The 10,791-nt window shown below is 70.2% G+C and carries 13 protein-coding genes; all 13 read right to left on the bottom strand.

The features are described 5' to 3' along the window. Window position 1: 1 nt before the first annotated feature. On the bottom strand, window positions 2-619 hold the full coding sequence (locus B7K20_RS11825) for a response regulator (protein ID WP_234985822.1): 618 nt from the start codon (window positions 617-619) through the stop codon (window positions 2-4). Between the two features lie 34 nt (window positions 620-653). Then, a complete protein-coding gene (mutM, locus tag B7K20_RS11820) occupies window positions 654-1,598 on the bottom strand; it encodes a bifunctional DNA-formamidopyrimidine glycosylase/DNA-(apurinic or apyrimidinic site) lyase (protein WP_084102727.1) in 945 nt (314 codons plus the stop codon). Window positions 1,599-1,612: 14 nt separating this feature from the next. After that, window positions 1,613-2,326 carry a ribonuclease III gene (rnc, locus tag B7K20_RS11815; RefSeq protein WP_144018666.1) on the bottom strand — a complete coding sequence of 238 codons (714 nt, stop codon included), beginning with the start codon at window positions 2,324-2,326 and terminating at the stop codon, window positions 1,613-1,615. A 37-nt stretch (window positions 2,327-2,363) separates the two neighbouring features. Then, complete coding sequence (rpmF, locus tag B7K20_RS11810) at window positions 2,364-2,558, bottom strand: 50S ribosomal protein L32 (protein WP_084077790.1); 195 nt, start codon at window positions 2,556-2,558, stop codon at window positions 2,364-2,366. 2 nt (window positions 2,559-2,560) lie between these two features. Next, window positions 2,561-3,112: a DUF177 domain-containing protein gene (locus tag B7K20_RS11805; RefSeq protein WP_084102726.1), complete on the bottom strand. Its 552-nt coding sequence runs from the start codon at window positions 3,110-3,112 to the stop codon at window positions 2,561-2,563. Window positions 3,113-3,222: 110 nt separating this feature from the next. After that, complete coding sequence (gene coaD / locus B7K20_RS11800) at window positions 3,223-3,702, bottom strand: pantetheine-phosphate adenylyltransferase (protein WP_084102725.1); 480 nt, start codon at window positions 3,700-3,702, stop codon at window positions 3,223-3,225. Further along, window positions 3,699-4,274, bottom strand: a complete 576-nt coding sequence (gene rsmD / locus B7K20_RS11795; RefSeq protein WP_084102724.1) for a 16S rRNA (guanine(966)-N(2))-methyltransferase RsmD — start codon at window positions 4,272-4,274, stop codon at window positions 3,699-3,701. Before rsmD ends, coaD begins: the two co-directional genes overlap by 4 nt. Window positions 4,275-4,295: 21 nt before the next feature. Continuing rightward, window positions 4,296-5,165, bottom strand: coding sequence for a hypothetical protein (locus B7K20_RS11790; RefSeq protein WP_084102723.1), 870 nt, complete (start codon window positions 5,163-5,165; stop codon window positions 4,296-4,298). Continuing rightward, window positions 5,162-5,758: a hypothetical protein gene (locus tag B7K20_RS11785; RefSeq protein WP_084102722.1), complete on the bottom strand. Its 597-nt coding sequence runs from the start codon at window positions 5,756-5,758 to the stop codon at window positions 5,162-5,164. The genes B7K20_RS11790 and B7K20_RS11785 overlap by 4 nt, the downstream gene beginning before the upstream one ends. Continuing rightward, complete coding sequence (locus tag B7K20_RS11780; protein ID WP_084102721.1) at window positions 5,755-6,294, bottom strand: signal peptidase I; 540 nt, start codon at window positions 6,292-6,294, stop codon at window positions 5,755-5,757. Before B7K20_RS11780 ends, B7K20_RS11785 begins: the two co-directional genes overlap by 4 nt. 22 nt (window positions 6,295-6,316) lie before the next feature. Then, a complete protein-coding gene (locus tag B7K20_RS11775; RefSeq protein ID WP_084102720.1) occupies window positions 6,317-6,865 on the bottom strand; it encodes a hypothetical protein in 549 nt (182 codons plus the stop codon). A gap of 129 nt (window positions 6,866-6,994) precedes the next feature. Beyond that, window positions 6,995-9,217 carry an ATP-dependent DNA helicase RecG gene (locus B7K20_RS11770; RefSeq protein ID WP_084102719.1) on the bottom strand — a complete coding sequence of 741 codons (2,223 nt, stop codon included), beginning with the start codon at window positions 9,215-9,217 and terminating at the stop codon, window positions 6,995-6,997. After that, window positions 9,214-10,716 (bottom strand): DAK2 domain-containing protein, encoded by a 1,503-nt coding sequence (locus B7K20_RS11765; protein ID WP_084102718.1) that lies wholly within the window; start codon window positions 10,714-10,716, stop codon window positions 9,214-9,216. The genes B7K20_RS11770 and B7K20_RS11765 overlap by 4 nt, the downstream gene beginning before the upstream one ends. Between the last annotated feature and the right edge of the window lie 75 nt (window positions 10,717-10,791).

Here is a 10,791-nt window from a genome sequence, read left to right as displayed (position 1 = left end):
GTCAGCCGCGGAAGGACTGCGCGCGACGCGCGGTCGCCCAGGCGACCACCTGAGTGCGGCGCTTGAGGCCCATCTTCGCGAGCACCGAGGTGACGTGGTTCTTCACGGTCTTCTCGGCGATGCCGAGCTGCTCGGCGATCTCCTTGTTAGCAAGACCGTCGCCCACTGCCTGGAGGATGCGTCGCTCCGTGGGGGTCAGGCGCGCGGTGAGCTCGTCCTCCCCCACCGAGATGTGCTGGCCGTGCTCGCGGCCAGAGGCGGTGTCCAGGACGGCCTTGAGGAGCTCGGCAGATCCCGCAGTCTTGGCCACGAACGCGTCGGCGCCGGCCGCGTGGGCGGCGGTGCGGGCCTCGTCGTCGTCGTAGCTAGTGAGCACCACCACGTGGGTGCCGGGCAGGGACTGACGCACGTGAGCAATCACGTCCAGGCCCGTGCCGTCTCCCAGGCGCAGGTCGGACAGGATGACGTCGGGACGCACAGCATCGGCGCGGCGCACGGCCTGCGCGACCGATCCCGCCTCCGCCACGACCTCGACCCCATCGGCCCGGTCGAGGATGTCGCAGATTCCCCGGCGAACCACCTCGTGGTCGTCCAACACCAGCACGCGTACGTCAGCCATACCCTGCATCGTAGGCGTCACCGGCCGTTCACACCTAGTGCGCGCCCGCGCGCCGCGGAGAGTATCGCCGCTGGCACGTGGCGCACCAGTGCGTCGAGCGGCCGCCAATGGTCTCCCGACGAAGGGGATGGCCGCAGCGTCGGCACGGCTCGCCGCCGCGTCCGTACGCCTCCAGGCCGCGCGCGAAGTAGCCCGACTGCCCGTTCACGTTGACGTACAGCGCGTCAAAACTGGTGCCACCTTGGGCCAGGGCGCTGCGCATCACGTCCTGGGTGGCGCTGAGCAGGGCCGATGCCGTGGCTGGGTTCACGGCATGAGCGGGCCTTTCGGGATTCACCCGAGCGAGCCACAGGGCCTCGTCGGCATAGATGTTGCCGATGCCCGATACGAGGGTCTGGTCGAGGAGCAGCTGCTTGATGCCGCGCCTGCCGGTGCGCCACGCGCGGCTGGCAGCCCGTGCGTCGAGGTGCGGGTCCAGGGCGTCGCGGCCGATGTGCGCGACGGACAGCGGCACCTGCGGGTCCGCCATGCCGTGTCCTCCCGGCAGCCCGTCCGGCGTGTGGAGAAGGTCCTCCACGTGCAGGTACCCGAAGGTGCGTTGGTCGAGGAAGTCGAGCACCAGGTCCTCGCCGGCGCGGTGCAGGGTCATGCGGGCGCGGCAGTGCGGATGCGGCTCGGGTGCATCCGCGGCGGTATGGACGCGGAACTGTCCCGACATGCCCAGGTGAGCGCTGAGTGACTCGCTTGCCCCGGCATCGGCCGGGTCCTCGCTGCGCCTGAGCGGCAGCCAGAGGAACTTGCCCCGCCGCACGGCGCCGGTGATGGTGGCACCGGCGAGGCGCGCGGCGAACTCACTGCCGCCGCCTGGAAGCAGGCGCGCGACCGACTCGCGGCGGACCTCGACGGAGGTCACCGTGGCGTCGGTGACGAAGGGCGCGAGGCCCGCGCGGACGGTCTCGACCTCGGGCAGCTCGGGCATGGAGGCAGCGGCGGCTAGGCGGTGGTCGCGGCGGCGTCCGCGGTGAGCGCTGCGTAGGCGCGCTCGGCGGCCTCCTGCTCGGCATGCTTCTTCGCGCTGCCGACGCCGGTGCCGTAGGCCGTGCCGTCGATCGTGACGGTCGCGGTGAAGGTGCGGGCGTGGTCGGGCCCCTCGCCCTCGCAGGTGTACACGGGCGAACCCATGCCGCGTGCGGCCGAGGCCTCCTGAAGGGAGGTCTTCCAGTCCAGGGCGACCCCGGCATCGGCCGCCCTCACGAGCAGCGGCCCCACCAGACGGTTGACGACCTCGCGAGAGGTGTCGATGCCGTGGGTGAGGTAGATGGCTCCCAGGACGGCCTCGAAGGCGTCACACAGGATGGAGTCCTTGTCGGCGCCGCCGGTCGCGGTCTCGCCCTTGCCCAAGAGGATGCAGGGGCCGAGGTCGATGCCGCGTGCCACCTCGCTGAGGGCCTTCTGCGACACCGTGGCGGCACGCATCTTCGCGAGTTCACCCTCGGGAAGGTCGGGGTGATCGCGGTAGAGCCGGTCGGTGACGATGATGCCGAGCACCGAGTCGCCGAGGAACTCGAGGCGCTCGTTGGTGGGCAGGCCACCGTGTTCGTACGCGAACGACCGGTGCGTGAGCGCGAGGACGAGCAGTTCGGGGTCGATGGAGACACCGAGACGGGCCGCTAGCTCATCGGCTGCGGCCTGTCCCGGGATGCTCAACTGCTCGCCTCGCGTCCGCGTACGGATAAAGGTGTGCTTACGCCTCGTGCTCGGTGCGCAGCGCCTCGGCGTACTGACGACCGTTGTAGGCGCCGCACGACGGGCACGCGGTGTGGGCCAGCTTGTCGGCCTTGCACGACGGGCACGTGGTGAGGTTCGCAGCGGTGGTCTTCCACTGGGCACGGCGGGCACGCGTGTTCGAACGCGACATCTTGCGCTTGGGAACTGCCACGGCTAGCTCTCTTTCTCTTCAGTCAAACTCTGCAGGGCCGACCATCGGGGGTCGATCACCTCGTGGGTGTGGTCCGGGTCATCCTCAAGCCGCGCTCCGCACTGGTCGCACAGACCAGGGCAGTCAGGGCGGCAGAGCGGGGTGAAGGGCAGCGATGTCACCACCGCGTCCCTCACCACGTCCTCGAGGTCCAGGGTCTCCCCATCGAACTCGAACACGTCCTCGGGTTCCTCGTCGTCCTCGTCCTTCGCCATCGGGCTAGTGGTGAACAGCCCCTGCACGGAGGCGTCGACGTCGAGTCGAACCTCGTCCAGGCAGCGTCCACACTCACCCACGGCGAGAGCGTGCACGGTTCCAGAGACCCAGATGCCTTCGGAGAGGGAATCGAGACTCACGTTGAGCTCGATGTCCTTCCCTTCCGGCACGCCGATCACGTCGGTGCCCAGGACCACTGGTGTCGGGAACGTCTCGCTGACCTGGTGCTGAGCACCCGGACGCCGTACCAAATCCCGCACGGGGACGCGATACGGAGAGCCTTCGGGGCGGTGCGTCATGTCGCGCCTCCCTGATGTTTCCGATCCACACTGGACCCAGGCCCGTACCGTCGGCAGGACCGGCGCACTACTTTACGCGATACCAGACCCATTTCTCAACACGAGGTCCCTTACGCGCGCGCGACGGCCCTCGCCACGGCATCGGCCACCCCCGCCGGCACGTACGCCGAGATGTCGCCGCCGTGCCTGGCCACGTCCCTGACGAGCGACGACGCGACGTGACTGAGGGCGTTGTCCCCCACCACGAAGACGGTCTCGATGCCGGTGAGCGAGCGGTTCATCAGTGCCATGGGCCGCTCCGCGTCGAAGTCGGCGCCGCCGCGCAGGCCCTTGACCAGGGCATCGGCACCCACGGTGCGGCAAAAGTCGACGATGAGGCCGTCGGTTCGCACGGCTCTGGCTCCGGGGATGTCGGCGATGGCTGCCGAGGCGAGGCGGACTCGTTCGTCGGCGCCGAGCAGGGGCGTCTTGGTCGAGTTGTGGGCGACGGCGATGATGACCTCGTCGAAGAGCCGCGCGGCGCGGCGCGCGATGTCGACGTGGCCCACGGTGATGGGGTCATAGGTGCCCGGCAGGACGGCGATCGTCATGGCTCGACGCTACCGGGTTGCTCGGGCCGCACGTCGGCATAGTGCAGCCGGGTCTCGCCGTAGTCCTTGACGTCGTAGGCGTCGAGGGTGGCGGGCCAGGTGGGGACGACCGCGCGTGTGGAGCCCTCGAGCACCACGAGGGCGTCGGGGGCGAGCAGGGGCGGGAGGGCCGCGAGCACCGCGTCTACCTCGGCGGCGGGAAGGTCGTAGGGCGGGTCGATGAGGACCAGGTCGAACTCGCCTGCGGCGCGGGCGAGGTAGGGCAGGGCCTTCTCGCGCGCCACCTGGGCGCGGGTGGCAAGGCCGAGGTCGCGCAGGTTCTGCTGCAATACCCGCGCGGCGGCCGTGCTCGCTTCGACGAACACGGCACTCACGGCGCCCCTGCTGAGGGCCTCGATCCCGAGCGCACCGGAGCCGGCGAAGATGTCAAGCACCCGCGTGCCACGCAGCGCATCGGCATGATCGAGCCTGCTAAACAGCGCCTCGCGCACCCGATCGGTGGTGGGACGCGTGCCCTTCGGTGGAACGGCGAGGCGACGCCCGCCGAGCTCGCCCGCGATGATCCTGGTCACGGCGTCCAGCGTAGGTCACGCTCAGGGCAGGACGCCGTGCACGCACACCTCGAGGGTCTGCACGTCGTTACCCTGCAGCGCCATGGCGGTCCCGGACTGGATGTAAATCAGGTTCTCGTTGGGCGGGGCCTGCTGTGTGAAGGTGAACTCGTAGCCAGACGAGGACGATGGGTTGGAGCTCACGTAGTAGACCGTCGCGCCCGACGCGAGATAGGCGTCAATCACCGGCTGGATGTCGACCGTGATACCCCATCCATAGAAGAAGGGATCCTCTGCTTCGTCGATGAGGCCCTCCACCGTGAGGGTCGAGCACACCTGGCCCGCGCTCGTCACGGGGGCGGACAGCGACCAGGTGTACCACTGACCGTTGTCTGGCTCTGGAGGGGGAACCTCGTTGTTGTAGCCGCACACCTCGACCTTCGCGACCTGCCCTGACTGGATCGGGGTGTTGTTGCTGTACTCGCTGAACACGCCCGAGGTATCCGTGTTGCCCACGATGACCAAGGGCGAGGTTCGAGGCTCGACGATTTGACCACCGTTGTTGACCTGGATTTGCGACGGATCATCGTGGTTCCACGGCCGTTCGTCGGGATCCACGGTGATGGACCATTCCACCGGGGTGTCGGACGTGGTGGTGACCTCGACGATCGCGCAACTGGACAGCGGTGACGACACGGTCCAGGTGATGTCGATGATCTCTGTATTGTCGCCCGGGTCGATGCCACCGCCGCCGCCCCCGCCACCGCCGCCCTCGCTCCAGTCGCCCGCCGCGGCCGTCGCCGAGAACCAGGCGTCGTCTGTCCAGGCCGCCTGTGTGACAACCGGAACCGCCGCGAGGGCGCCAAGGCCGAACATGGCGGCGACGAGCGCGAGGCGCGGACGGCGGTTCACGAGGACACACCTTCTCTCTCACGACGAGGACGCGCGAGGGCTATCGCGAAACCGCCCGCCGCGAGGGCGCCGCCCGCGAGCGCGACCACTGCCCAGGGCACAGTGCCTCCGGTGACAGGCAAGGGCACCCCCGTGCCACCACCTTCGCTGTCGACTCCGCCGTCTCCCCCGACGGCCGTGTCCTCGGACTGCAGCGTCACGACACCAAGCGCCGATCCGGTTCCAGCGGAGACCGTCTCGGGCAGCGTGGCCGCCACCTCCAGGGTGTAACTGCCTGGTGCAAAGCGTCCGCCCGTCAGCGGCGGCGCGACGTCCTGGCACTGGCCGTCGCCGCACAACTGGATGTCCCACGCGATCTCCTGGGCAAGACCGTCACGCCTGACCCAATCGGAGCGCACCACGGTGGCGAGCTCGGGGATCTCGACGGCATGGGACCGCGTCACCGTCTCCCCTGGCAGGACCAGACCGAGGTCCACGTCGACGGCGACATCGACCTCCGCACGGGTAGTCCCGATGGATCCAGCAAGGGCGGCGCAGGCGGCCAAGAGGACAGCGATCAGGGCAGCGGCAACGGCCTGCGCGACGCGACTCACGGCGCGCCTCCTGCGGCGCTCGAAGCTTCCGCCGATGGGTCGCGACTCGGGGCAGGGTCGCGTAGAAGGGACAGACCAAGCAGCGCACCGATCGCAATCATGGCGGGGATCACCACGCCCGGGCGACTGATGTCCGCGATGACCTCGCCCAACCCAGGAACCACGGCCGCGACCTCCCAGATGTCTCCGTCCATGTAATACGGCTCGGGATCGTCGACCGGGTTGGCGTCGCCGCGCAGCGTGAGCGCGACGGCGTCACCGTGCGACGCGATTTCGACCACGCGGTGAGTGACCAGCTCCCCAGTCACCGTCGACGGCAGCGACACGATGTCGCCGACCGCTACCTCGGCGACGTCGAGCGGGCGATCCACGATCAGCGCTCCTGTCGGAATCTCGGGCTCCATGGAACCCGAAACGACGATCAACGGCTTGATCCAGCCTGCGGCAGTGGCGAGCCACACCAGACATGTGAGCACGCCAAGGGCGGCGGCGGCCCACAGGGCCGCGCCGCCGAGCGCGCGCAAGATCCGGATCATCGCCAGCCGCGTAGAGCGAGGGTCAGCTCGCGGTGCCGACGACGAGGACGGAGAAAGTCCCCGAGGTGTTGATGTAGGTCTCGGGCCAGGTGTCGTCCGTCGAGACTGTCACGGTGAAGGTAGTGGTGTCGTCGGGAGCGAGCGTGGTGGCACCCAATGCCCCGATGGTGACGCTCGCGGGATCGGTGCCGGTGAAGATGGCACCGAGCAGGTCCTGCGCCACGGGAGTCGCGAGGTCGATGTCCGACGTCCCCGCGTTGAGGAGCCCGAGTTCGACGTCGACACTCGAGCCGGGCACCAGGCCCACGAACGTATCCGCGGGAATCTCGATGACGACATCCTCGCCATCGATTGTCGAGTCCGTCGAGTCAATGCCTTCATCGAGCCACGCGCCGTCAGGCTCCACACGACCTTGGAGATCAAACGTCGCAGCCTCGGCCTCGGCGCTGAACCACACGTCGTCGGTCCACGCGGCGGTCGTCACAGCGGCACCGATGCCCGCCACAGCAATTCCCGCGAGGACGAGTTTGGCGCGGTCGCGCCTCAGCGATCGCGAGTCACGGTCGGTCATGAGCTTCCCCTTACCTCGACAGTGCGCGGCAGCGGGCCACGCGTGGCCTCGGGCACGGGGCCACGCTTTTAATATAGGCAAAACCCCACGAAAAGGGCACCCTCAATGCGAAACCCGCACCGCACGGGATCAGCCGCGCTCGAGGAAGGCCTCTCGCTCGGGATCGAGCCACGCGGCCACGGCCGCATCGAGATCCGGGTGATCCGTCAGCGACGGGTCCGCGTCCACCACGGCGACCGCGAGCGCGCGCGCCTCGTCGATGAGAGGCGCGTCTCGCACCGCGCGCAGCAGTCTCAGCGACGAGCGCCCACCCGACTGCGAGGCGCCCAGCACATCACCCTCGCGGCGCAGCTCAAGGTCCTTCTCGGCGAGGACAAACCCATCGGCCGTGGCCGCGAGCGCATCGAGCCGCTCGTGCGCCGTAGTCCCCGGCGCCGCGCGGCTGACCAGCAGGCACAGCGACGGGAGGTCGGAGCGCCCCACGCGACCACGCAGCTGATGGAGCTGCGAAATGCCGAAGCGCTCGGCGTCGAGCACCACCATCATGGTGGCCTGGGGCACGTCGACGCCCACCTCAATCACCGTGGTCGACACCAGCAGAGGGGCCTCGCCGTTCGCGAAGGCCGCCATCGCCGCGTCCTTGTCATCGGGCGCAAGGCGTCCGTGCATGGCCCCCATGCGCACCCCAGCAAGTTCCGGGCGGCCGGCGAGGTCCTCCAGCGTGGCCGCCACCGAGGCCAACGGCACCGCCGCGTCGGCCGCGGTGTCACCCTCGAGCATGGCAACCGCACCCGCATCGCCCTCGTCGGCCGGCTCTGGCTCGTCCGCATCGATGCGCGGACACACCACGTAGACGCGTCGACCCGCGTCGATCTCCTCGCGCGCCCGCGCCCAGGTGCGCCTCAGCCACGCCTCGTTGTCGGCCGGCACCACGTGGGTCACGACCTCGACGCGCCCCGCAGGGCGCTCCCCGAGCACCGAGGTCTCCAGGTCACCAAACACCGTCATCGCCACCGTGCGCGGAATGGGCGTGGCCGTCATGACGAGCGTGTGGGGCGGATGGTCGCCTCGCTCTCGCAGCGCATCGCGTTGCTCGACGCCAAAGCGATGCTGCTCGTCGACCACCACCAGGCCCAGGTCCGCAAACTGGACGTGCTCGCTTAGCAGCGCATGAGTGCCCACGACGATGCCGGCGGCACCCGAGGCGGCCTCCGCGAGCGCCTGCCTCTTCGCGGTCGCACCCAGCGAGCCCGTCAGCAGCGCCACCCGGGTCGCGCCCTCGGCTCCGGTGAGCATGCCGCCGTCCGCGAGTGGGCCCAGCAGGTCCCTCAGCGACCGTGCGTGCTGTGCGGCGAGCACCTCGGTCGGGGCGAGCAGCGCCGCCTGACCACCGGCATCGATGACCTGCGCCATCGCACGCACCGCCACGACCGTCTTGCCCGCACCCACATCGCCCTGCAGCAACCGCAGCATGGGCCGCGAACGATCGAGATCGGCCGAGATCTCGCGGCCCACCTCCACCTGCGCTCCGGTCAGGGGGAAGGGAAGGCGCGCGTCGATCGCGTCGAGCAGCCCGCCGGAGCGCGCGGGTCGCGGAACGGAGGTGAGCGCCGCATGCGCCGCGCGACGCCTTGCCAGCGCGGTTTGCAGCACAAAGGCCTCCTCGAAGCGCAGGCGTTCCCGGCCCCGTCGGTAGGCGGACTCGTCGTCGGGCGTGTGTACCAGGCGCAACGCCTCGAGTAGCGTGGGCAGGCCCCGTTCTTCGCGCAGCGCCGCGGGCAGGGGGTCGGGCACGTCCGCCTCGGTGAGCGGGTCGAGCACCGTCCGCACGGAGCGGCCAATGCGCCACGTGGGTACCGCCGCCGACGCCGGATAGATGGGGATGGGCCGGGAGGCCTCGAGCATCGCCTCGCCCTCGTCGGCCGCGTCGACGCCCACGATGAGGTAATCGGGATGGGTGAGCTGACGACGGCCGCGATACTCCCCCACGGTGCCGGTGAACAGGCCCGTGCGTCCCGCGCGCAGCTTGTCCTCATGCATGCGCAGCACGCCGGGGCGCTTGGCGAAGAAGGTCAGCTGGAGGGAGGCGGTGCCGTCCGTCACCACGGCCTCGAGCATGGCGCCGCCGCGCGAGCGCATGGACCTCACCCGCGCCTCACGCACCTGCGCCATCACGGTGACGTGCTCCCCCACGGTGAGCGCCCCCATGTCGGTCATGGTGCCCGGCGAGTCGTACCGGCGCGGATAGTGGCGCACCAGGTCTCCGACGGTCGTGAGACCAAGCTTGCTCAGGCCGCCCGCGGTCCGCGCACCCAGCACCGCCTTCAGTGGTTCGGCGAGCCGGTCGCTCACGCGCGCGCCTCCACCCCGATCAGCACGGCCGGCGAGTGCTGCCCGCCGCGGTACACGGTGACATCCGCGCTGGGGGCGGCCGCCCGCACCGACATCTGCACGGCCGTGGCGACGCCCTCGGGAACGCCTGAAGCCAGAATCAGCGACACCACCTCGGTGTCCTCAGTCACCATCGCATCCACATCGTCGTCGAGGGCGTCACCCGTCGAGCGGCCCACGCGGGTGCGGGCGACAGCCGCCGCCATCTCTTCCGCGAGCACCTGACCGGGCGTCAGCAGCGCGGCCGCCGCGACCGCGGCGATCACCTGGCCGTCGTGGTCGGCCTCGAGCACCGTCAGCGCGGGATGGCGACGCCTCTCGGCGAGTTCGCGAGCCGCCGCGCGCAGATGAGGATGTCCCGCGACCACCACGGCGTGTTCGGAAGAGGCGTCTTGTACGGCACGGCGCAGCGCGCGACGCTTCAGCGTCGTGGGATCGGGGACCACGAGCACCACCGCGCCGGCATCGGCCAGCGGCTCCGCCAGCCCCGGGCACACGGTGAGGGCGACGATGCCGGTCGCCGAGCGGTCAGCATCATGCCCCGCGAGGACGTTGCGCGCCACGATCTGGTTGGCGCGGTGGCGAATGCCCAACTCGACGGCGGCGTGCGGCTCATCGGTATGCACGTGGGCCTGCCACAGGTCGTGCGCGCCGGTGACGGCCACCGAGTCGCCCAACGCCTCGAGTTCGGCGGTGAGCGCCTCGCGAATGTCGTCGGCATCACGTGTGACGAACATGACCTCGTACGCGCCACCGTCGTGGCCGTGGAGGCCCTCGGTGGTGACGCGGCGCGCACCGTCCCTCAGCTCCCACGGAACCTCGTCCAAGGTGGCGAGCGCATCGGCCCCGGCGATCGCCTCCGCGAGCGCCTCCAGCTGGAGCACCAGCCCGGCCGCGCCGGCATCGACCACACCGGCGTCGCGCGCGGCGGGCAGGTCGGCGTGCGTGCGCGCGAGCGCGGCCCGCGCCGCCACGACCGCGGCGACGGCAGTGTCCCCCACGGAGGCCTTGGCGCTGGCGGCGGCCGTGGCTCCATCTGCGGCCGCGCGCGCGGTGGTGAGGATGGTGCCCTCGACGGGACTCGCCACGGCGAGGTAGGCGGCATCGGCCGCCTCCGCGAGCGCGGCCGCGAGGTCACCGGCCTTCAGTCGCGCGAGCCCGCCGTGGCGGTCCAGGCGGGCCAAGAAGGTCGTGAGGTATTGGCTGATGATGACGCCCGAGTTGCCGCGTGCGCCAAGCAATGCGCCGCGGGCGAAGGCGGCGACGACCTCGCGATGCGTGGCATCCTCTGGCAGCCGCGTCACGGCGCGGTTACCCTCGTGGAGCGTGAGGTAGATGTTGGTACCCGTGTCGGAATCGGGCACGGGGAACACATTGATCGCATCGAGGCGGCCGCGGGCCGCCTTCATCGCCCGAGCGCCCGAGTCGAGCCACCGGCGAAGGTCGTGCGATGCGGCCATCGATCCCTTTCTTCCCGCCGACGATTGCCGGCCACGTCGCGCCTATGCTGTCATGGAGGACCGACACGGGACATC

Origin of the sequence: Demequina sp. NBRC 110051 (genome assembly GCF_002090055.1) — a bacterium.
Lineage (GTDB): Bacteria > Actinomycetota > Actinomycetes > Actinomycetales > Demequinaceae > Demequina.
The sequence above is the reverse complement of the archived record's forward strand: the minus strand, read 5'-3'. Positions and strand labels throughout refer to the sequence as shown.

Coding starts and splice junctions, on each gene's coding strand:
- B7K20_RS11825 (WP_234985822.1), bottom strand. CDS start 619: ATGGCTGACGTACGCGTGCTGGTGTTGGACGACCACGAGGTGGTTCGC.
- mutM (WP_084102727.1), bottom strand. CDS start 1,598: ATGCCCGAGCTGCCCGAGGTCGAGACCGTCCGCGCGGGCCTCGCGCCC.
- B7K20_RS11805 (WP_084102726.1), bottom strand. CDS start 3,112: ATGACGCACCGCCCCGAAGGCTCTCCGTATCGCGTCCCCGTGCGGGAT.
- coaD (WP_084102725.1), bottom strand. CDS start 3,702: ATGACGATCGCCGTCCTGCCGGGCACCTATGACCCCATCACCGTGGGC.
- B7K20_RS11780 (WP_084102721.1), bottom strand. CDS start 6,294: ATGATCCGGATCTTGCGCGCGCTCGGCGGCGCGGCCCTGTGGGCCGCC.
- B7K20_RS11775 (WP_084102720.1), bottom strand. CDS start 6,865: ATGACCGACCGTGACTCGCGATCGCTGAGGCGCGACCGCGCCAAACTC.
- B7K20_RS11765 (WP_084102718.1), bottom strand. CDS start 10,716: ATGGCCGCATCGCACGACCTTCGCCGGTGGCTCGACTCGGGCGCTCGG.